The sequence below is a fragment of the Paracoccus haeundaensis genome, assembly GCF_006239215.1.
Lineage (GTDB): Bacteria > Pseudomonadota > Alphaproteobacteria > Rhodobacterales > Rhodobacteraceae > Paracoccus > Paracoccus marcusii.
Genome location: NZ_VDDC01000010.1, coordinates 23,685 through 43,224 on the forward strand (window position 1 = coordinate 23,685; position 19,540 = coordinate 43,224).

Sequence of the window (19,540 nt, forward strand, 5' to 3'; positions counted from 1 at the left end):
ATGGCCCTCGCGCCCGAAGCTCTCTTGCGGGGTTTCGGGCGCGACGCGTTCGGGGCATGGAATGTCGCAATTGATATTGCCAGTCGGGCAGGGCGACGCTTAACCTGATCCTTGCGCTGAATAACCAACGACATAACAGGGAGAGCGCTTTTGCTGGACGACCGCCACGGCGACGCATTCGTCGCCTTCGAGCATGTGCAAAAAAGCTATGATGGACAGACACTTGTCGTCAAAGACTTGAATCTGTCGATCGGACGGGGTGAATTTCTAACGATGCTGGGGCCGTCCGGTTCCGGCAAGACCACCTGCCTGATGATGCTGGCGGGCTTCGAGACCGCGACGAACGGAGAAATCCGTCTTGGCGGGCGTCCGATCAACCAGGTGCCGCCGCACAAGCGCGGGATCGGCATGGTGTTCCAGAACTATGCGCTGTTTCCGCACATGACCGTCGGAGAGAACCTGTCCTTTCCGCTGGAGGTCCGCGGGATGGGCAAGGACGAACGCCAGACGCGCATCGCCCGCGCGCTGGACATGGTCCAAATGGGCAAGTTCGCGAACCGGCGTCCGGCGCAGCTGTCCGGCGGGCAGCAACAGCGGATCGCCCTGGCCCGCGCCCTGGTGTTCGACCCCGAACTGGTGCTGATGGACGAGCCGCTTGGCGCCTTGGACAAGCAGCTTCGCGAGCATATGCAGTTCGAGATCAAGCACCTGCACGAGAAACTTGGAATCACCGTCGTCTATGTGACCCATGACCAGGGCGAGGCCCTGACCATGTCGGACCGCATCGCGGTCTTCAACGACGGGCGCATCCAGCAGCTGGCCCCGCCGTCCGACCTCTACGAGCGCCCCGAGAACAGCTTCGTCGCAAGCTTCATCGGAGAGAACAACGCCCTGGCCGGCACGATCGAGCAGCTGGATGGAGACAAGGCGCTGGTGCGGCTGGACGGGGGCGGGGTGATCGACGCCACCGCCGTGAACATACGCGAGAGGGGTCAGCGCACGACCGTGTCGATCCGCCCCGAACGGGTCGAGTTCAAGCCCGAGATGATGTCCCAGGGCGCCCACACGATCGAGGCGCAGGTGATGGAGGTCATCTATATGGGCGACATCCTGCGCGCCCGGCTGAAGGTCGCCGGCAGCGACAATTTCGTCATGAAGATGCGCAACACGATCGGCCAGACCCGTCTGGACCCCGGCCAGGTCATCCGCATCGGCTGGCATCCCCAGGATGCCCGCGCGCTGGACCCGATCTGATCCCTTTTCCCAACCGGAGACTTCGATGAAGCGTTTTCTTGCACTCAGCACCGCGATGGGCCTGGTCGCCGGGCCGGCCCTGGCCGATGTGAACCTGCTGTCCTGGGGCGGCGCCTATGGCAACAGCCACCTTGAGGCCTATGCCAAGCCGTTCACGGCGGAAACGGGCATCAACGTCGTCATGTCGGACGCAGACAACCCCGCGACCCCGATCAAGGCGCAGGTCGAGGCAGGCAATGTCAGCGTCGATGTCGCGTCGGTCGAATACGCCGATGCGGTACGCCTGTGCGACGAGGGCGCATTGGAGATGATCGACCCCGCCATCCTGCTGCCGGCCGAGGACGGAACGGCCGCAGCCGACGACTTCATCGACGGCGCGGTGACCGAATGCTTCGTGGCGACCGACGTCTATTCGATGGTCCTGGCGTTCAACGAGACCGCCTTTCCGGAGGCCAAGCCCGCGACCCCCGCCGATTTCTTCGATCTGGAAGCGTTTCCGGGCAAGCGGACCATGCGCAAGGGCGCCAAGTTCAACCTTGAGCTGGCGCTGATGGCCGACGGCGTGCCCGCCGCCGAGGTCTATGACGTGCTGTCCACCCCGGAGGGCGTGGACCGCGCCTTTGCCAAGCTGGACACGGTCAAGTCCGAGGTGATCTGGTGGGAGGCAGGCGCCCAGCCCCCGCAGCTGCTTGCCGATGGCGAGGTCAGCATGGCCTATGCCTTCAACGGCCGCATCTTCAACGCGGCGCAGGCCGACGGCCAGCCCTTCGAGATCATCTGGGACGCCCAGATCTATGAGATGGAGGGCTGGGTCGTGCCGAAGGGCGCGCCGAACCTGGAGCAGGCGATGGAATTCGTGGCGTGGACCACCGCGCCCGCGCCCCAGGCCCGCGCCGCCGAATTCATCAGCTATGGTCCGCCGCGCCGGTCCGCCGCCGCGATGGTCGGCAACATCGAGGGCACCGAGGAGCCGATGGGCCCGAACCTGCCCACCTTCGACGCGAACATGGCCGGGGCGCTGGCATCGGACCTGGATTTCTGGGTCGACCGCGACGCCGAGCTGATCGAGCGTTTCAACAGCTGGCTGGCCAGCTGATCCAGTTCGGACCGGGAGGGTTCGTCCCGCCCGGTCCGCGCCCCGCCAACGGGGCCAATGACAACGGGCGAAAATGCCCGAGACCAACCAACCGGGAGAACCAACGTGAAATCCACCCTGATCCTTTCGACCGCCCTGTGCGGCGTGGCCTTCGGCGCGATGGCGCAAGAGGTCAACGTCGTGTCCTGGGGCGGCGCCTACGAGGTCAGCCAGGTCGAGGCCTACAACAAGCCCTTCACCGCTGAGACCGGCATCACCGTCAACATGATCGCCGCCGACAACCCCGCGACGCCGCTGCGCGCCCAGGTCGAGGCCGGCAACGTCACGGGCGACGTCTTCGACGTCGAGGTCAGCGACGCGATCCGCCTGTGCGACGAGGGTGCGCTGGTCGAGATCGACCCCGCCGACCTGCCCAGTGCGCCCGACGGCACCGCTGCGGCAGATGATTTCGTGCCCGGCGCGCTGCAGGATTGCGCGGTCGCCAACATCGTCTGGGGCACGGTCATTTCGTTCAACACGACCAAGTTCGAGGGAGAGACCCCCAGCACGGCGGCCGATTTCTTCGACACCGAGACCTTCCCGGGCAAGCGCGGCCTGCCCAAGAACCCCAAGCGCACCCTGTATCTGGCGCTGATCGCCGACGGCGTGCCCGCGGCCGAGGTCTATGACGTGCTGTCCACCCCCGAGGGCGTGGACCGCGCCTTTGCCAAGCTGGACACGATCAAGGCCGATACCGTCTGGTGGGAGGCCGGCGCCCAGCCCGTGCAGCTGCTGGCTGACGGAGAGGTCAGCATGACCACCGTCTATAACGGTCGCGCCTTTGATGCGATGGTGGCCGAAAAGCAGCCCTTCGAGATCATCTGGGACGGCCAGTACCTGGACATGGACATGTTCGTGATCCCGGTCGATGCGCCCAACCCGGACGCGGCGATGGAATACCTGAAATTCGCGACCGACACGCAGCGTCTGGCCGATCAGGCGAAATATATCGCCTATGGCCCGGCGCGGAAATCGTCGAACGAACTGGTCGGGCTGTACCAGGACGGCGTGACCGAGATGGCGCCGCACATGCCGACCAGCCCCGAGGCGCTGGCCAACGCGGTGACGGACGATCCGGAATTCTGGGCCGACCATTCCGCGGAACTGACCGAACGCTTCAACAGCTGGCTGGCCGCGTCCTGAACTGACACCCTGCCGCCCCCGCATCCGGGGGCGGCGGACCTGACTGCCCGGGGGACGACATGGCCGACGCCGCACTTGATCCACATGCCGCCATCGCCACCACCGCATCCGGTGTGGGGTCTGGCACGCTGACGACCGCCGACGGAATGCCGCTGGCCCGCGCCTTGGCGCACAGCCAACGCCGGGCGCGACGGCGGGCCTTTCTGCTGGTGCTGCCGCTGTTGGCCTTCATCCTGATCACCTTTGTGGTGCCGATCGGGCAGATGCTGGCGCGGTCGTTCCACAATGACGGCTTTTCCGCCAACATGCCGCAGGTCTCGGCCTGGTTCGCATCGACGGAGCCCGGCACCGCGCCCGACGAGGCGGCCTGGACCGCATTGGCCCAGGACCTGATCGCCAGCGCCGATGCGCGCAGCATCGGGGTGGTTGGCACGCGGATCAACTATGACATGCCGGGGACGCGTTCGCTGTTCACCGCGACCGGGCGCCAGGTCCGCCGCGGGCTGGAGCCGCCCTATCAACAGGCCCTGTTGGAGATCAACGAGGACTGGGGCGACCCGCGCCTGTGGTCCGTCATGCGATCGGCATCGACGCCGGTCACGGCGAACTTCTATCTGGCAGCGGTCGACCGCACCCGGGACGAGGCCGGCAACATCCAGCAGGTCGCGGAACAGCAGCGGATCTATCTGACCCTGTTCTGGCGCACCTTCTGGCTGTCGGCGGTGATCACCGGCCTGACCTTCATCCTGGGCTTTCCCATCGCGCATCTGCTGGCGACGCTGCCCATGCGCAAGTCGAACCTGCTGATGATCCTGGTGCTGCTGCCGTTCTGGACGTCGCTTCTGGTGCGCACGACATCCTGGATGGTGCTGCTGCAGCAGCAGGGCGTGGTGAACGACATCCTGGTCTGGCTGGGTGTGATCGGCGGCGGGCAGCGGTTGCAGATGATCTATAACCAGACCGGCACGATCATCGCGATGACGCATATCCTGCTGCCCTTCATGATCCTGCCGCTGTATTCGGTGATGCGGACCATCAACCCCGCCTATGTCCGTGCGGCGCGCAGCCTGGGCGCGACAAGCTGGACCGCGTTCCGCCGGGTCTATTTTCCGCAGACCCTGCCGGGCCTGGGGGCGGGGGCGATGCTGGTCTTCATCCTGGCGGTCGGATACTACATCACACCCGCGCTGGTCGGCGGATCGTCGGGGCAGCTGATCTCGAACATGATCGCCCAGCACATGACCGGCACGCTGAACTGGTCGATGGCGGCGGCGCTGGCGGCCCTGCTGCTGGGGTCGGTGCTGATCCTCTATTGGCTCTACGACCGCCTTGTCGGCGTCGACAACCTGAAACTGGGGTAAGCGAATGGCTGTTCCGACCTATGCAAGCCCGCTGGAGCGTGTCTGGCACTATACCTACCTGACGGTCTGCGCGCTGATCTTCGTGTTCCTGATCGCGCCGATCATCGTGATCATCCCGCTGTCGTTCAACGCCGAGCCCTATTTCACGTTCACCGACCGGATGCTGTTGCTCGACCCTGACGGCTACAGCATGCGGTGGTATTCCAGCCTGCTGACCTTCGGGATGCAGAACCCGGATTCGACGGGCTGGGCCTTCTGGTCGGATGCCTGGGCGAATGCGAAATGGGTGCAGGCGGCCAAGAACTCGATCATCATCGGGGTATGTTCGACCATCGTGGCGACGGTTCTGGGAACGCTGGCGGCCCTGGGCCTGTCGCGGCCCGAGATGCCGTTCCGCCGGGCGATCATGGCGATCCTGATCTCTCCGATGATCGTGCCGCTGATCATCACGGCGACGGGGATGTTCTTCTTCTACTCGAACCCCTGCGAACTGCTGGCGCTGGTCGGGCTGTCGCCGGAATGCGGGCGGCTGGCGGGAACCTATCTGGGGGTGATCCTGGCCCATGCGACCCTGGGTATTCCCTTCGTGATCATCACCGTCACCGCGACGCTGGTGGGGTTCGATCAGTCGCTGAACCGTGCGGCGGCCAGCCTGGGGGCCAATCCGCGCACGACCTTCTTCAAGGTGACGATGCCGCTGATCCTGCCAGGCGTGGTGTCGGGGGCGTTGTTCGCCTTCGTCACGTCGTTCGATGAGGTCGTGGCGGTGCTGTTCATCGCCGGTCCCGATCAGCAGACCATTCCGCGCCAGATGTGGAACGGCATTCGCGAACAGATCAGCCCGGCCATCCTGGCGGTGGCGACGCTGCTGGTGATCTTCTCGATCGCGCTGCTGACCACGGTGGAACTGCTGCGCCGGCGGTCCGAGCGTATCCGGGGCGTCACGCCTCGATGACGCCCGAAGAGCTGGAGGACGAGGGCGCGCGTCCTGCGCCCCCGTCCTATCCCGCCATCACGCGGGCCGAGCGCGCACATGGCCGGCGCCTGGCCGCCATCCATGACATGTACCGGGCCGAACTGGACGGCGTGCAGCGGCTGCTGGTTCATGTCCGTGCCGCGCAGGCCGATCCGTCCTTGGTCGCACCGGCGGTGGCCGGGACGGCGCTGGCGCGCAACATGGCGCAGTTCGGCACTGCCTGCGGCCGCGACTGCGCGCTTTTGCAGAACCATCACGACATCGAGGAGCAGTGGATGTTTCCGGCCCTTGCGGAGCGGGGCGGGTCGGCACTGGCCCCGGTGATCCGTCGGCTGAAGGCCGAGCATGAGGTGATCCACAGGTTGATCGGCGCGTTGCACGAGGCGGCACAGGCGCTTGTCGCGGATCGGGGGCCAGCGGCCCTTGATCTGTGCACGGAGCGGTTCGCGGCGCTGGATCGGGCGATCCGGTCGCATTTCGGGTACGAGGAGCGGGCGCTGGAGGAGCCTTTGGGGGCGCTTCGCGTACCGATCTGAGGCAGGTTGCGTCCCGCGACGGCGGGGGGCCGGCCCCCCGCACCCCCCGCCGGGGAGCCTGCGGCCCCCCGGACCCCCGCGACGCCTCAGGGCAGCAACGCCAGCCACATCCAGATCGTCAGCGTGGACAGCGCCGTGGCGATCAGCACGCTGGAGGCTGCGACACGCTTGGCCACGCCGTAGACATTGGCGAACAGATAGGCGTTCACGCCCGGGGCCATCGACGCCGTCAGCACGGCCGAGCGCATGCCGTCGCGGTCGAGATCCATCGCCCAGGCCGTGCCGAAGGTGATGGCGGGATGCAGGATCAGCGATGCGGCGCAGCACAAGGCGATGGTCGCCATGTCGCCTTCGGGGCGATAGCGATAAAGGACGCCGCCAAGGCCGAACAGTGCGGCGGGCAGGGCAGCGCGCGCGATCATGTCGGCGGCGTCCCAGAACCCCTGCGGCAGGGCCAGCCCCGCCTGCGACAGCAGGTTCACCGAGAGGCCCGCGATGATGCCGATGACCAGCGAGGTGCGCAGCACCCCCGTCAGCGCACGCAGGGCCACGCGCCCGACCGACAGGCCACTGCCGCGGGCGCGCGTGAATTCCATCACCGTGATCCCGAAGGTGTAGAGCATCGGCGAATGGATCGCGATGATCGCCCAGTTCCCGGCCAGCGCATCCGGGCCGTAGGCGCGTTCCGTGATCGGCACACCCAGCAGCAGCGTGTTCGAGAAAAGGCACACGAACCCGATCGCCACGCAGTCCACCGGCGGCCTGCCGAACAGGAACCGGGCGCCCCCCCAACCCGCCGCAAAGGCCGCGAAGGCGCCGGCATAGAAGGGGATCAGCAGCTGGGCGCGAAACTCGGTGCCCAGGTCCAGGCGCGCCATCGATACGAAGAGCAGCGTGGGGACCGCGAAGTTCTGCGCGAAATTCATCAACCCGTCGACACCGCTGGCCGAAAACCAGCCCCGCCACGCCACCAGATAGCCGAAGCCCACGATCAGGAAGACGGGCAGGATGATCGTGAACAGCGCCGTCATATCGCGGCGGGCACGGTGATCTGCATGCCGTCGAAGGCGGGCTCGACATGGTCCGGGGTCTGGGCTGCGACCGCGGCATAGTCCATGTCGATATGCATGTTCGTCAGCACCGCGCGGGGGCTGCGCGCGCGGGCGATCCAGTCCAGCGACAGGGCCAGGTGGGCATGGCTGGGATGGGGTTCATGGCGCAGGGCGTCGATGACGAAGACCGGCGCGTCCTCGATCAGCGGCCATGCGGCGTCGGGAATGTCCGAGACGTCGGGCAGATAGACCAGACCGCCGATGCGGAAGCCCAGGGCGGTGATCTCTCCGTGCTGGACGCGGAACGGGGTCAGCGTCACTGGGCCGCCGGGGCCGTCGATGGTGATCGGGCCGTCGATCGCATGCAGCGCGCAGATCGGGGGATAGAGGCTGCCCTCGGGCGTCTCGAACACATAGCCGAAGCGGGTCGTCAGCGCCTCGGCCGTGGGCTGATCGGCCCAGACCGGCAGGATGCGGCGCGCGTTGAAGACCAGCTGACGCAGGTCGTCGATGCCGTGGACATGATCGGCATGGGCATGGGTATAGACCACGGCGTCCAGCGTCGCCACGCCCGCGTCCAGCATCTGCGGCACCAGATCGGGGCCGGTGTCGATCAACACCTGGGTGGTGCCGTCCGGCCCGTCGCGTTCGACCAGCAGCGAACAGCGGCGGCGGCGGTTTCGCGGGTTTTCCGGGTCGCAGGCGCCCCATCGGTTGCCAAGGCGAGGCACCCCGCCAGACGATCCGCAGCCCAGGATCGTGGCGCGGATCGTGTCGCTCATCGGGCGGCCTTCCAGAACAGGCGTTCGAAATTGGCCTCGGTCCGCGCGGCGAAATCGGGCAGGGACAGGCCGAACAGGTCCGCGCCCACCGCGGCGGTATGGGCGACGTAGGCGGGTTCGTTCCGGCGCCCGCGATGCGGGGGCGGGGCCAGATAGGGGCTGTCGGTCTCGACCAGGATGCGGTCCAGCGGCGCGGCCTTGAAGATGTCGCGCAGATCGGACGACCGCGGAAAGGCCGCGATGCCCGACATCGACAGGTAGAACCCCAGGTCCAGCGCCGCCTGGGCCAGCGCGGGTGTCGAGCTGAAGCAGTGCATGACGCAGGTATATTCGCCGGCGCGGTGTTCCTCAGCCAGGATGCGCGCCATGTCGTCATCGGCGTCGCGGGCGTGAATGATCAAAGGCAGGCGCGTCCGACGCGCGGCCTCGATATGAATACGCAGGCTGTCCTGCTGCGCCTGCGCGCTTTCGGCGGTATAGTGGTAGTCCAGACCCGTCTCGCCGATGGCTACGAATTTCGGGTGATCGGCCAAGGCCACCAGTTGATCGACGGTGGCCATGGGTTCGTCCGCGACGCTCATCGGGTGGGTGCCGGCGGCGTAAAAGACGCCGTCATGGGCCTCGGCCAGGGCGCGCACGGTGGGTTCCTGGCGCAGGCGGGTGCAGATGGTGACCATCCGCCCGACGCCCGCGGCACGGGCACGATCGATCAGGGCTGCGTGTTCGCCGTCGAAATCGGGAAAATCAAGATGGCAATGGCTGTCGGTCAGCCGGAGGGCCGCATCGGTCATCGGTCAGGCCTTGGTCAGGGACGCTTGCGCGGGCGGCAGCTGCGCCAGTTCCAGCACCATATCCATGACCAGCGCGGCAGGGTCAAGGTTGACCGCCCGTCCCGTGCGGGCACGCGCCGACAGGCGGGCCTGCGCCTCGGCCCAGATGCGGGCGGCGTGGTCGTCGGGTGACAGCCGCGCCATCAAAGCCCCTTCGCCGCGCGCGGCCTGGGGCAGCGGCGCGCCCATCAGCCCCGCCCGCGCCAGCCGGGTAACGAAGCGGTCCAGCACGGTGATGGTCAGATCGAACGGGTCACCGTCGGCGCCAGCGCGCCCCGCCGCGCCATCGGCGAATTTGGAGGCCGCCAGCCGGTCCAGCCGGGGCAGGGTGGCGAACAGGTCGACCAGGTCCTGATAGCGGTCAAGACCCCCCTGGCCGGCCAGCCGCAGCGCCTCTCCGACCGATCCGTCGGACAGGGCCGACAGCGCCTCGGCATCCTCGTTCAGGCCCATGTCGGACAGGATCGCCGACATCTGTCGCGGTGGCAGCGGCGACAGGCGCAGTGTGCGGCAGCGCGACCGGATCGTGGGTAGCAGGCGTGCGGGCTGATGCGCGATCAGCAGGATCAGCGCATCCGACGGCGGCTCCTCCAGCACCTTCAGAAGGGCGTTGGCGGCGGGGATGTTCATCTCGTCGGCGGCATCGATGATCGCCACGCGGCGACCGCCTTCGGCAGCCGAGAGGTGGAAGAAGGACAGCAGCTTGCGGATCTCGTCCACGGTGATCTCGGCGCGCAGGCGGCTGGTCTTGTCGTCCCAGGGGCGGCGGATCAGGGCCAGGCGCGGCTCGGACAGGGCGGCGATGCGGCGGGCCTCTGGCGTGTCGGGATCGACGGCCAGATCGGCCCGCCCGGTCTCGGCCAGCAGCCAGCGCGCGATGGCCCAGGCCAGCGTCGCCTTGCCCACGCCCCGCGGCCCGGTCAGCAGCCAGGCATGATGCAGCCGGTCGCCCTGCGCGGCCTGCAGAAACGCCGCCGCAGCCGCGTCCTGACCGATCACGCGCGTCGCGTGACGCGGATGGGGTGCGCCCGGGACCCGGTCGGGTTCGGGAATGTCGGCGGCCTCGGTCTTCACAACGCGGCCATGATGCGGGCGGACACGTCCGCGGCGCTGCCTCTGCCGTCGATCAGCCGGACGCGGTCGGGATATTCGGCGGCCAGCGCGCGAAAGCCCGTCGCCAGCCGCTGCTGGAAAGCCAGCCCCAGGCTTTCGAAGCGGTCCTCGGCCCCGCCGCGCGCAGTGCCGCGGGCAAGCCCCGTTTCTGGGTCGATGTCGATGACGAAGGTCCGGTCCGGCTCGACCCCGATCATCAACGCGTGCAGCCGGTCCACCATGTCCCGCAGGTCACCCCGCGCCGCACCCTGATAGACGCGGGTGCTGTCGGCGAACCGGTCGGTCACGACGACATGGCCCGCTTTCAGCGCGGGTCGGATCGTGCGTTCCAGATGATCGCGCCGGGCGGCGGTGAACAGCAGGCATTCCGTCTCGGGCGACCACCGTTCGCCTGCCCCCTCGACCAGCAGGCGGCGGATCTCCTCGGCGCCTGGGCTGCCGCCCGGCTCGCGGGTCAGCACGACCTCGCGGCCCTGCGCCCGCAGCGCGTCGGCCAGCAGGCGGGACTGGGTGGACTTACCGCAGCCGTCGATGCCTTCCAGGCTGATCAGCATCAGCCGGTGACGGCGGTGATGGCACGCTGGCCAAGCTGCATCACGGCCCCCTTCATGCGGCCCACCAGCCCGGCCTCGGGGACGTCCTGCGTGGCGATCAGGGGCGTGACGGTGTCGCGCGTGCCGGGGATGGTCACGACCAACTGGCCAAGGCGGTCCCCCCGCGCGATGGGCGCTGGAACGGGAGAGTCGTAGACGACCTCGACCTTGACCTGGTCCTGGACGCCGGCGGGAACCAGGACGTTGACGCCGTTCTGGGTGGTCAGGCCGACGCGCGACACGGTGCCCAGCCAGACGGGGGCCTGCGCCACGTCCTCTCCGGCGGGGACCAGGGTGCGCATGCTGAATTCGCGGAATGCCCAGTTGACCAGGCGTTCGGATTCCTCGGCCCGGGCACGGTCGCTTGTCAGGCCGGTGATGACGAAGATGATGCGACGCCCGTCCTGGATGGCCGACCCGACCAGGCCGTATCCGGCCTCCTGGGTGTGGCCGGTCTTCAGCCCGTCGGCGGTCCATTCGCCCGTGCCGATGGACAGCAGCGGGTTGCGGTTGCCCGCGTTCGACGGCACGCGGCCCTTGTAGTTGAACGAAGTCATGGCGAAGTTCGGATAGAGATCCGGGAATTCCGTGATGATGTAGGTAGCCAGCAGACCCAGATCCTCCATCGACATGCGATGTCCCGGATCGGGCCAGCCCGAGGCGTTCGTCAGCGTCGTGTGGGTCAGTCCCAGCTGCGCCGCGCGTTCGTTCATCTGGCGGGCAAAGGCCTCTTCGGTCCCGGCCAGGCCCTCGGCCACGACGACGCAGGCGTCGTTGCCGGAATTGATGATAATGCCGTGGATCAGATCCTCGACCGAGGGGCGGTCGGCTGGTTCCACGAACATCTTGGACCCGCCCATGCGCCACGCCTTCTCGGACACCGGAAAGGTCGTGTCCATGCTTACGCGGCCGTCGCGCAGCGCCTCGAACAGCATGGTCAGGGTCATCAGCTTGGACATCGAGGCCGGGGGAAGCGGCGTCTCGGCGTTCTTCTCCATCAGCACGGTGCCGGTCTGGACGTCATAGACCCACGCGGCCGATGCTGTCGTGTCAAAGGCCTTGGCGGGGGCCGTCATGGCCAGCACGGCCGCCACCCAGATCAGGAATCCGCGCATGATAAGTCCCCCTAGGTTGTTTTCCATGATGGTTACATCAACCCAATCCGCCCCGCAACGCGCCATGGCCGGGACGGGGCAATCGTGATCAGTTTCCCGTGGCCTCGCGCCAGTGCTTGCGGCAGAGCGAGACATAGGTCTCGTTCCCGCCGACCTGCACCTGCGCGCCCTCGGTGATCGCCTGTCCCGCCTCGTTGCGGCGGATGACCATGGTGGCCTTCTTGCCGCAATGACAGATGGTGCGCACCTCGCGCATGTCGTCGGCCAGCGCCAGCAGGGCAGCGGATCCCGGAAACAGCATGCCCCGGAAATCGACCCGCAGCCCATAGCACATCACCGGAATGCCCAGGTCGTCGGCCACGCGGGCCAGCTGCCAGACTTGGTCCGCGGTCAGGAACTGCGCCTCGTCGACGAACACGCAGGCGGGGCGTGGCGCGGTCTGCGCCACCAGCGTCAGCAGGTCGGACGCGCTGTCAAAGGACAGCGCCTCGTCGGCGATGCCGATCCGGCTGGCGATGCGCCCCTTGCCGGCGCGGTCGTCCAGCGCCGCGGTCAGCAGCAGCGTCTCCATCCCGCGTTCGCGATAGTTGTAGGACGCCTGCAGCAGCAGCGTGCTCTTGCCCGCGTTCATCGTCGAATAGTTGAAATACAGCTTTGCCATGGTGCCCGGCCCATACCCGCGCGCATCACGCGCGACAAGCGAAAGCCGCCGGAGATTGCGCCCCGGCGGCCCGTTCGTTGTCCAGATACCCATTCCGCCTTGCGGCAGGGATCAGGCGGTGCGGCTCTTGGGCGCGCGCGACGGGCGGCGTGCCGGACGCTTGTGGGCGCCCCCGTCCATCGGCTTGCCGCGTCCGCGCTGTGCACCTCCGGCAGGACCCGCCGCTGCGGCCGCAGCAGCCGAGGGCACGTCGCCGCCGATCACCGGAATGGCGTTCTTCATGGCCTTCTCGATGGCGCGCAGCTCTCCCAGTTCGGCAGGCGAGCAGAAGGCCACGGCGCGACCGTCACGACCCGCACGCGCCGTCCGGCCGATGCGGTGGACATAGTTCTCGGGGACGTTCGGCAGGTCGTAGTTATAGACATGCGCGACCTCGGGGATGTCCAGGCCGCGGGCGGCCACGTCGGTGGCGACCAGCACCTTGGTCTCTCCCTTGCGGAAGGCCTCCAGCGCACGCTCGCGCTGGCCCTGGCTCTTGTTGCCGTGGATCGCGGCGACCGCGAAGCCCCACTTTTCCAGCAGCTTGGCCAGCTTTTCGCAGCCGTGCTTGGTGCGGCCGAAGACCATCGCCAGCTCGTTGGTGTGCTTGGACATGTATTCGGCCAGCAGCGTGGCTTTGTCGCCCTGGCTGACGAAGTGGACACCCTGTTCGATCTTCTTGGCGGCCTGGCCCGGCGGGTTGACGGCGACCTTGACCGGGTTGGTCAGGTAGGTGTCCGACAGTTCCGACATCAGCTTGGGCATGGTGGCCGAGAACATCAGCGTCTGGCGTTCACGGGGCAGCATCCGCGCGATCTTGCGCAGCGTATGGATGAAGCCGATGTCCAGCATCTGGTCGGCCTCGTCCAGCACCAGATAGGTGGTGGCCTCCAGGCTGATCGCACGGCGCTCGATCAGGTCCATCAGGCGGCCCGGGGTGGCGATCAGCACGTCCACGCCGCGCGACAGCCGCTCGGTCTGGGTGTTGATCGAGGCGCCGCCCACGACGCGGAACGACCGGATCGGCGTGCCTTCGGCATAGGCGTCGATGTTCGTCGCGATCTGGGTGGCCAGTTCGCGGGTCGGTGCCAGGATCAGCGCGCGGCAGGTCTTGGGGTCGGGCTTCTTGCCATAGTTGATCAGGCGGGTCAGCATCGGCAGGCCGAAGGCCGCCGTCTTGCCGGTGCCGGTCTGGGCCAGGCCCAGCACGTCGCGGCCCTGCACGATGGCGGGAATGCCCTGTTCCTGGATCGGGGTGGGCGTGGTCAGGCCCATCGCGATGATGTTGGCGTTGATGCGGTGGTCGATCCCCATATCCGCGAAGGGACCTGTGATGACGGGTTCGCGGGCGGGGGCGCGGCGGCCTTCGTTGGCCTGGATCGGCGGGCGGGCGGGGGTGGACTTGCCGCCACGGTTGGGGCGGCGGCGGGTGTTGTTCTGTTCCATCAGGATCTTTCGTCCCTTCCGTCCCCCGTATCGGACGCAAAGGCAGGGGCCCCGCGCAGGGCGCGGCCAGTGGCAGGGGTGCAGGCGCGATACGAGGATGCCTGCTGCCTCCCCGCGTGAATGGGAAACTGGATTGGGTGTCGGCGTCATCGGGCAGGGGCCCAAGGCTGCTCACGCGGCAGCGGACGGCGATGGGGGTCAGATGGGCGGAAATGACGTGAAAGTCAAGCCCCGTCAGGCACGGTCCTGGATGGTCAGGCGCGGTCGGCGCTGTCCATCCAGATCGTCACGGGCCCGTCATTGACCAAAACCACCTGCATATCCGCGCCAAAGCGCCCGGTTTCGGTGGGGACCCCCAGGTCGCGCAGCGCCTGAGCGAAGCGTTCGTACAGGCGCCGGCCATCGTCGGGCGCGGCGGCCGAGGAGAAGCCGGGGCGGTTGCCGCTGCGGGTGTCGGCGGCCAGGGTGAACTGGCTGACGACCAGCGCCGTCCCGCCCGTGTCCAGCACCGACCGGTTCATCCGCCCCTGATCGTCGCGGAAGATGCGCAGCCGCGCGACCCGCCCGGCCAGTGCCGTGGCGGCCGCGTCGTCGTCGCCCCGCATGGCGCAGGCCAGGATCAGCAGGCCCGGCCCGGTCTGCCCCACGATCTGGGCGTCGACGGTGACGCTGGCTTGGGTGACACGCTGGATCAGGACCCTCATCGTCGGGTCACCGGGCCAGCACGATGCCGATCACGACCATCATCAGGCCGATGACCGATGCCGCCAGCGCGCCCATGTTCACGGCCAGCACGCCGCGCATCTTCTCGCGCAGCGCCGCGTCGTCCAGGCCCCGCGCGCGGGCGCGGCTGACGGTCCAGATGCACCAGACAAGGGCGCCCAGCCCGATCAGGGTCAGGGCCGCGCCGCTCCAGATGATCCAGTCGAACAGGGTCATGGTCGTCTCCTTGCGCAAAGCGGGGTTTCGCGACCGTCCCCTAGCGGCGATTGCACCCCGCAACAAGACCGCCTAACACCCGGTGCAAACGCGCAAGAAGGGACGAATCCGATGCAGGACGATCAAGCCTATGGGGTGGCCGCGGACGAGCTGCGCCAGTTCATCGAACAGTTCGAGCAGCTTGAGGCCGAAAAGAAGGACATCGCCGAACGCCAGAAAGAGGTGATGGCCGAGGCCAAGGCCCGCGGATACGACACCAAGGTGATGAAGCAGATCATCGCCCTGCGCCGCCGCGACAAGGACGACATCGCCGAGGAAGAGGCGATCCTGGACATGTACAAGGCCGCCCTGGGCATGGTCTGACGCACCCGTCCCGGGGCCGCCCGCGCGGCCCTAGGGCAGGATGAACTCGACGCCCGGCAGGACCGCGATCTCGGCCACGTCGGCGCGATAGTTTTCGGTCACCTGATCGACCAGCCCCTGCGTCCAGCCCGGCAGGTCGACGGTCTGCTCCAGCACCTCGGGCAAGGCATGTGCGGCCAGGACGTCGGAATAGATCTGGCGGCGCTGCGCGACATTGGTCTGGTCGCGGCCCGCCATCGCGGCGCGCAGCTTCTCCATCCCGGACGGGCCCAGCAGGTCGAACATGTAGGGCATGTTTCCCGCCAGCGGCACGCCGTCGGGCAATGCGCCGATCAACCGCACCACCTCGGGCCAGATCAGCGGCACATCCTCGTGGCACCACAGGACCAGGCGGCGGCCCTGCACCGATCGGACCAGCTTCTGGATGGCCAGCCGCCAGCGCAGCTGCAGCGGGTGATTGCCCTGCATCAGGTCGTCATAGCCGCCGCCGCTGAACTGGGGCAGGACCTCGGCCAGCAGGGTGGCGGGATTGCGCATCGCCAGGAAGAACTCGGTCCGCGCCGACGGGAACAGCCGCGACAGCGCGGCCGCGCGCATGCCGATCTGCGGATAGAGCCCGTCGCGCCCCACAGCCCGGCCCGGCGCACCCATGAAGGTCGAGGTGGACATCACGATCCGCTTGGGATCGTCGCTTTCCAGCATCGCGTCCATCATGATCTGTTCCATCTCGGGCGTGGCGGTGCCGCCGTTCAGCGATGCCAGCGCCTCGTCGAACAGCCCACGGTGGCGGTTCGGGGTGACCACCTCGGTGCCGATGCCCTGCAGGGCGGCGCGGTTGTTCAGCAGCGTCTTGAGCAGGCGGTCGCGGTCGGTGCCGTGCACCCCCAGGTGGAAAACCATCTGCATCTGAACTGTCCCGTCTTTTCTTGGCCTTGCGGCGGGCAAGCCCGCCCTGGTTGTGGCGCGCAGATTAACCGTCCGGCGTGGACAGTCAAACCGCTTTGGCATATCGCCCTTGGGCATGACCCGGACAGCCCCAGAACCGACCCGCAGCCGCCGTCACGATCATGCCCTGCGCCAGGGGGGCGGGCGCGGATGGTCGGTCGCCGCGGTCCTGGTCGCAGGGCTTGTGCTGATGCCGGTCCTGTCGGTCGTCTGGCTGGCGCTGAACCCCACCGACAACATCTGGCCGCATCTGCTGTCCAGCGTCATGCCCCGCTATTTCGGCAACACGGTCGCGCTGGCGGTGGGGACGGGACTGCTGGCCGCGGCGATGGGCACCGGGGCGGCCTGGCTGGTCAGCATGTACGACTTTCCGGGCCGCGGCATGCTGCAGTGGCTGCTGCTGCTGCCGCTGGCGGTACCCGCCTATATCGGCGCCTATGCGCTGGCCGATTTCCTGGATTATTCCGGCCCGGTCCAGATCGCCCTGCGCGGCTGGTTCGGGTGGGAGACGGCCCGCGACTACTGGTTTCCGCGCATCCGCTCGCTGGAGGCGGCGATCGTGGTGCTGGCCTCCGCGCTCTATCCCTATGTCTATCTGCTGACGCGCGCCGCGCTGCACGAACAGTCGGGCAGCGCATACGAGGTCGCACGCGCCTTGGGCACCGGCCCTTGGGGCCTGTTCGCCCGCGTTGGCCTGCCGCTGGCGCGCCCGGCCATCGTGGCGGGATCGGCCATCGCGATGATGGAGGCGGTCGCCGATTACGGCGTCGTCAGCTATTTCGGGGTCCAGACCCTGAACACCGGCATCTTCACCACCTGGCTGGAGCGTCGGAACGCCGGCGGCGCCGCCCAGATCGCCTGCGCGATGCTGGCCATCATCGTGCTTCTGTCGCTGTGGGAACGCTTTGCCCGCCGCAACGCACGCTATCACCAAAGCGCCCGGCAGCCGCGGCCGATCCAGCGCCAGCGCCTGCGTGCCCTGCCGGGGGTCCTGGCGACGCTGGCCTGCACGCTGCCCTTCGCGATGGGGTTCGTCCTGCCGGTGGGGGTGATCGCGACCTATGCGCTGGCCTATCCGCAGGGTTGGGTGTCGCCGGGGCTGGTGCGGGCCGCTTGGCATACGGTGTCATTGGGCGGGATTGCCGCGGTGCTGACGGTGCTGATGGCGCTGATCATGGTCTATGGCACGCGCCTGTCGGGGCGGGCGCTGCCGCGCCTGCTGATGCCGGTCACCACCATCGGCTATGCCGCGCCGGGGGCGGTGTTGGCGGTGGGCCTGCTGATCCCGCTTGCCGCGCTGGACCACCGGGTCGCGGATGGCTGGCTGGCGGTGACGGGCACCGATCCGGGGCTGATCCTGACCGGGACGGGCACGGCCATCGTGCTGGCCTATCTGGTCCGTTTCTTCGCGATCGGGCAGGGGGCGATCGACGCGGCCTTCACGCGGGTGCCGCCCTCGCTGCCGATGGCGGCGCGGTCGCTGGGGCGCGACAATGCCGGGGTGCTGCGCGCGGTCTATCTGCCGATGATGCGCGGGTCGGTGGGGGCGGCGCTGCTGCTGGTCTTCGTCGATTGCGTCAAGGAACTGCCCGCAACGCTGCTGCTGCGCCCGTTCAACTTCGAGACGCTGGCCACCCGCACCCACGAACGCGCCAGCCTGGAGGATCTGGGCAACGCCGCGCCAGCGGCACTGCTGGTGATGGCCGTGGGGCTGGCCGCGGTCGCGCTTTTGGCGCGCACCAACCTGGGCGGTGCCAGACGCACGAAGCCGCCGCTTGCGTAACATCGGGCGGCTTGGTAATCGGACGACGATGCCGGCTTAGCTCAGTGGTAGAGCGTCTGATTTGTAATCAGGGGGTCGGGGGTTCAAATCCCTCAGCCGGCACCAAGTTTCCCTTGCATTAAGGCCCTGTCCGCCCTATCTAGACATGGCTACGTTAAATTCTCTGCATCCTGTCTGCTTCTGCCTTCAGTCTGCTTTGTTAATCTGACGGCCAAGCCACCGCATACTGTGGGTGGAACACTAAGACAGGAGATCTCACGATGGCCAACGGCACCGTGAAGTGGTTCAACAGCACCAAAGGCTTCGGCTTCATTCAACCGGAAGGCGGCCGCCAGGACGTTTTCCTGCACATCTCGGCTCTCGAGCGCGCGGGCCTGTCGGCTCCGGCCGACGGCCAGAAGGTGACGTTCGAGCTGGAGCGTGGCCGCGACGGTCGCGAATCGGCAACGAACGTTCAGTTCGTCTGATCCGACGCCTTACGGCGACGATATGAAAGGGCTGCCGCAAGGCAGCCCTTTTTGCATGTGCGCGCTTGAGGCCGCACGCAGATTGGCTTAGCAGACCCCCATGAAAATTCTGTTTCTTGGCGATGTGATGGGCCGTTCGGGCCGTCGAGCGATCACTGAACGGCTGGCGGGGCTGCGCGCCCGGCTGAAGGCCGATCTTGTCGTGGTCAATTCGGAGAATGCCAGCGGCGGGCGCGGCCTGACCGCGGGTCACGCGCAACTGCTGCTGGAGGCGGGTGCCGATTGCCTGACGCTCGGCGACCATGCCTTTGATCAAAAGGAGATGCTGGCCTTCATCGACCGCGAACCGCGGATCGTGCGCCCGCTGAACTTCGCGCGCGAGGCGCCGGGCCGCGGCCATACGATCATCAGCGACCAGCGCGGGCGCAAGGCGCTGATCGTGCAGGCCCTGGGCCAGGTGTTCATGTCGCGTCCCTATGACGATCCGTTCTCGGCGCTGGACGGCGTGCTGCGCGCCCATCCGCCGGGCGGCATGGTGCAGGCCGCCCTGGTCGACATCCACGCCGAGGCGACCAGCGAGAAGATGGCCGTGGGTCATTTCTGCGACGGGCGCGCCAGCCTGGTGGTGGGCACCCACACCCACGTCCCCACGGCCGATGCACAGGTCCTGCCGCGCGGCACGGCCTATCTGACCGATGCGGGAATGTGCGGCGACTATGACAGCGTGATCGGCATGGACAAGGCGGAGCCGCTGCGCCGCTTCATCACCGGTATGGTCCGCGACCGCTTTGTGCCCGCAGAAGGCGAGGCGACGCTGTCCGGCGTGCTGGTCGAGACGGACGACCGCACGGGCCAGGCGCGCAGCGTCCAGCCGGTGCGCGACGGCGGTCGGCTGGCGGCCACGCATCCGGCCTGACCCGCCGGCACCGTTTCAACTTTCGCTTGCGGCAGCGCAGAAAACTGCTCTACACCCCGATGTCGGGGCCGCATCCGGGCCGTGTGACGAG

At 67.8% G+C, this 19,540-nt stretch carries 21 protein-coding genes and 1 tRNA gene; 11 read left to right on the forward strand and 11 right to left on the reverse strand.

Annotated elements, in window-relative coordinates:
- Nucleotides 1-150 precede the first annotated feature (150 nt).
- The 6 genes from FHD67_RS05885 to FHD67_RS05910 all read left to right on the forward strand — a co-directional run bounded on the left by FHD67_RS05885 (nt 151) and on the right by FHD67_RS05910 (nt 6,405).
- Entirely contained in the window at nt 151-1,254 is a 1,104-nt protein-coding gene (locus tag FHD67_RS05885; RefSeq protein ID WP_045981305.1) for an ABC transporter ATP-binding protein, read from the forward strand.
- Nucleotides 1,255-1,279: 25 nt separating this feature from the next.
- The gene (locus FHD67_RS05890) at nt 1,280-2,350 is read left to right on the forward strand and encodes an ABC transporter substrate-binding protein (protein WP_139598156.1); all 1,071 of its coding nucleotides are present in this window, start codon (nt 1,280-1,282) and stop codon (nt 2,348-2,350) included.
- Nucleotides 2,351-2,455: 105 nt separating this feature from the next.
- On the forward strand, nt 2,456-3,532 hold the full coding sequence (locus FHD67_RS05895) for an ABC transporter substrate-binding protein (protein ID WP_139598157.1): 1,077 nt from the start codon (nt 2,456-2,458) through the stop codon (nt 3,530-3,532).
- 59 nt (nt 3,533-3,591) lie between these two features.
- Nucleotides 3,592-4,893 carry an ABC transporter permease gene (locus tag FHD67_RS05900; RefSeq protein ID WP_045999007.1) on the forward strand — a complete coding sequence of 434 codons (1,302 nt, stop codon included), beginning with the start codon at nt 3,592-3,594 and terminating at the stop codon, nt 4,891-4,893.
- 4 nt (nt 4,894-4,897) lie between these two features.
- Nucleotides 4,898-5,848 carry an ABC transporter permease gene (locus tag FHD67_RS05905; protein WP_139598158.1) on the forward strand — a complete coding sequence of 317 codons (951 nt, stop codon included), beginning with the start codon at nt 4,898-4,900 and terminating at the stop codon, nt 5,846-5,848.
- Entirely contained in the window at nt 5,845-6,405 is a 561-nt protein-coding gene (locus tag FHD67_RS05910) for a hemerythrin domain-containing protein (protein ID WP_139598159.1), read from the forward strand. Before FHD67_RS05905 ends, FHD67_RS05910 begins: the two co-directional genes overlap by 4 nt.
- A gap of 86 nt (nt 6,406-6,491) precedes the next feature.
- Here FHD67_RS05910 and FHD67_RS05915 read toward each other — a convergent pair whose 3' ends face one another.
- From FHD67_RS05915 to FHD67_RS05960, 10 genes are all read right to left on the reverse strand, one after another.
- Nucleotides 6,492-7,436, reverse strand: coding sequence for an AEC family transporter (locus FHD67_RS05915; protein ID WP_139598160.1), 945 nt, complete (start codon nt 7,434-7,436; stop codon nt 6,492-6,494).
- Nucleotides 7,433-8,239, reverse strand: coding sequence for an MBL fold metallo-hydrolase (locus FHD67_RS05920; protein WP_139598161.1), 807 nt, complete (start codon nt 8,237-8,239; stop codon nt 7,433-7,435). Before FHD67_RS05920 ends, FHD67_RS05915 begins: the two co-directional genes overlap by 4 nt.
- Entirely contained in the window at nt 8,236-9,030 is a 795-nt protein-coding gene (locus FHD67_RS05925) for a TatD family hydrolase (protein ID WP_139598162.1), read from the reverse strand. The genes FHD67_RS05920 and FHD67_RS05925 overlap by 4 nt, the downstream gene beginning before the upstream one ends.
- Before the next feature lie 3 nt (nt 9,031-9,033).
- Nucleotides 9,034-10,143 carry a DNA polymerase III subunit delta' gene (locus tag FHD67_RS05930; RefSeq protein WP_139598163.1) on the reverse strand — a complete coding sequence of 370 codons (1,110 nt, stop codon included), beginning with the start codon at nt 10,141-10,143 and terminating at the stop codon, nt 9,034-9,036.
- Complete coding sequence (gene tmk, locus FHD67_RS05935) at nt 10,140-10,736, reverse strand: dTMP kinase (RefSeq protein WP_045981295.1); 597 nt, start codon at nt 10,734-10,736, stop codon at nt 10,140-10,142. Before tmk ends, FHD67_RS05930 begins: the two co-directional genes overlap by 4 nt.
- The gene (locus FHD67_RS05940) at nt 10,736-11,890 is read right to left on the reverse strand and encodes a D-alanyl-D-alanine carboxypeptidase family protein (RefSeq protein ID WP_045999014.1); all 1,155 of its coding nucleotides are present in this window, start codon (nt 11,888-11,890) and stop codon (nt 10,736-10,738) included. The genes tmk and FHD67_RS05940 overlap by 1 nt, the downstream gene beginning before the upstream one ends.
- An 88-nt stretch (nt 11,891-11,978) precedes the next feature.
- Nucleotides 11,979-12,551 (reverse strand): thymidine kinase, encoded by a 573-nt coding sequence (locus FHD67_RS05945; protein WP_045999015.1) that lies wholly within the window; start codon nt 12,549-12,551, stop codon nt 11,979-11,981.
- A 111-nt stretch (nt 12,552-12,662) separates the two neighbouring features.
- On the reverse strand, nt 12,663-14,036 hold the full coding sequence (locus FHD67_RS05950) for a DEAD/DEAH box helicase (RefSeq protein WP_084693637.1): 1,374 nt from the start codon (nt 14,034-14,036) through the stop codon (nt 12,663-12,665).
- A gap of 254 nt (nt 14,037-14,290) precedes the next feature.
- A complete protein-coding gene (dtd, locus tag FHD67_RS05955; protein ID WP_045999016.1) occupies nt 14,291-14,740 on the reverse strand; it encodes a D-aminoacyl-tRNA deacylase in 450 nt (149 codons plus the stop codon).
- Nucleotides 14,741-14,747: 7 nt separating this feature from the next.
- Nucleotides 14,748-14,975 carry a hypothetical protein gene (locus FHD67_RS05960; RefSeq protein ID WP_045981291.1) on the reverse strand — a complete coding sequence of 76 codons (228 nt, stop codon included), beginning with the start codon at nt 14,973-14,975 and terminating at the stop codon, nt 14,748-14,750.
- Nucleotides 14,976-15,086: 111 nt separating this feature from the next.
- Here FHD67_RS05960 and FHD67_RS05965 point away from each other — a divergent pair, with 111 nt between their 5' ends.
- Nucleotides 15,087-15,338 carry a DUF2312 domain-containing protein gene (locus FHD67_RS05965; protein ID WP_042248738.1) on the forward strand — a complete coding sequence of 84 codons (252 nt, stop codon included), beginning with the start codon at nt 15,087-15,089 and terminating at the stop codon, nt 15,336-15,338.
- Between the two features lie 30 nt (nt 15,339-15,368).
- On the opposite strand, the gene FHD67_RS05970 is transcribed toward FHD67_RS05965, so the two are convergent.
- Nucleotides 15,369-16,244 carry a hypothetical protein gene (locus FHD67_RS05970; protein WP_045999018.1) on the reverse strand — a complete coding sequence of 292 codons (876 nt, stop codon included), beginning with the start codon at nt 16,242-16,244 and terminating at the stop codon, nt 15,369-15,371.
- Between the two features lie 229 nt (nt 16,245-16,473).
- Here FHD67_RS05970 and FHD67_RS05975 point away from each other — a divergent pair, with 229 nt between their 5' ends.
- The 4 genes from FHD67_RS05975 (at nt 16,474) to FHD67_RS05990 (ending at nt 19,449) form a co-directional block, all read left to right on the forward strand.
- On the forward strand, nt 16,474-18,066 hold the full coding sequence (locus FHD67_RS05975; RefSeq protein ID WP_246071250.1) for an ABC transporter permease: 1,593 nt from the start codon (nt 16,474-16,476) through the stop codon (nt 18,064-18,066).
- Nucleotides 18,067-18,096: 30 nt separating this feature from the next.
- Nucleotides 18,097-18,171 (forward strand) — tRNA-Thr (locus FHD67_RS05980).
- Between the two features lie 155 nt (nt 18,172-18,326).
- The gene (locus FHD67_RS05985) at nt 18,327-18,533 is read left to right on the forward strand and encodes a cold-shock protein (protein ID WP_042248736.1); all 207 of its coding nucleotides are present in this window, start codon (nt 18,327-18,329) and stop codon (nt 18,531-18,533) included.
- 100 nt (nt 18,534-18,633) lie between these two features.
- Nucleotides 18,634-19,449: a TIGR00282 family metallophosphoesterase gene (locus FHD67_RS05990; protein WP_139598165.1), complete on the forward strand. Its 816-nt coding sequence runs from the start codon at nt 18,634-18,636 to the stop codon at nt 19,447-19,449.
- The last annotated feature ends 91 nt before the right edge of the window (nt 19,450-19,540 follow it).

Excerpts from the sequence above, each read along its gene's own strand:
- FHD67_RS05890 (WP_139598156.1), top strand. The coding sequence starts at position 1,280 with ATGAAGCGTTTTCTTGCACTCAGCACCGCGATGGGCCTGGTCGCCGGG.
- FHD67_RS05900 (WP_045999007.1), top strand. The coding sequence starts at position 3,592 with ATGGCCGACGCCGCACTTGATCCACATGCCGCCATCGCCACCACCGCA.
- FHD67_RS05905 (WP_139598158.1), top strand. The coding sequence starts at position 4,898 with ATGGCTGTTCCGACCTATGCAAGCCCGCTGGAGCGTGTCTGGCACTAT.
- FHD67_RS05910 (WP_139598159.1), top strand. The coding sequence starts at position 5,845 with ATGACGCCCGAAGAGCTGGAGGACGAGGGCGCGCGTCCTGCGCCCCCG.
- FHD67_RS05915 (WP_139598160.1), bottom strand. The coding sequence starts at position 7,436 with ATGACGGCGCTGTTCACGATCATCCTGCCCGTCTTCCTGATCGTGGGC.
- FHD67_RS05920 (WP_139598161.1), bottom strand. The coding sequence starts at position 8,239 with ATGAGCGACACGATCCGCGCCACGATCCTGGGCTGCGGATCGTCTGGC.
- FHD67_RS05925 (WP_139598162.1), bottom strand. The coding sequence starts at position 9,030 with ATGACCGATGCGGCCCTCCGGCTGACCGACAGCCATTGCCATCTTGAT.
- tmk (WP_045981295.1), bottom strand. The coding sequence starts at position 10,736 with ATGCTGATCAGCCTGGAAGGCATCGACGGCTGCGGTAAGTCCACCCAG.
- FHD67_RS05940 (WP_045999014.1), bottom strand. The coding sequence starts at position 11,890 with ATGCGCGGATTCCTGATCTGGGTGGCGGCCGTGCTGGCCATGACGGCC.
- FHD67_RS05945 (WP_045999015.1), bottom strand. The coding sequence starts at position 12,551 with ATGGCAAAGCTGTATTTCAACTATTCGACGATGAACGCGGGCAAGAGC.
- FHD67_RS05950 (WP_084693637.1), bottom strand. The coding sequence starts at position 14,036 with ATGGAACAGAACAACACCCGCCGCCGCCCCAACCGTGGCGGCAAGTCC.
- dtd (WP_045999016.1), bottom strand. The coding sequence starts at position 14,740 with ATGAGGGTCCTGATCCAGCGTGTCACCCAAGCCAGCGTCACCGTCGAC.
- FHD67_RS05960 (WP_045981291.1), bottom strand. The coding sequence starts at position 14,975 with ATGACCCTGTTCGACTGGATCATCTGGAGCGGCGCGGCCCTGACCCTG.
- FHD67_RS05965 (WP_042248738.1), top strand. The coding sequence starts at position 15,087 with ATGCAGGACGATCAAGCCTATGGGGTGGCCGCGGACGAGCTGCGCCAG.
- FHD67_RS05970 (WP_045999018.1), bottom strand. The coding sequence starts at position 16,244 with ATGCAGATGGTTTTCCACCTGGGGGTGCACGGCACCGACCGCGACCGC.
- FHD67_RS05975 (WP_246071250.1), top strand. The coding sequence starts at position 16,474 with ATGCCGGTCCTGTCGGTCGTCTGGCTGGCGCTGAACCCCACCGACAAC.
- FHD67_RS05985 (WP_042248736.1), top strand. The coding sequence starts at position 18,327 with ATGGCCAACGGCACCGTGAAGTGGTTCAACAGCACCAAAGGCTTCGGC.
- FHD67_RS05990 (WP_139598165.1), top strand. The coding sequence starts at position 18,634 with ATGAAAATTCTGTTTCTTGGCGATGTGATGGGCCGTTCGGGCCGTCGA.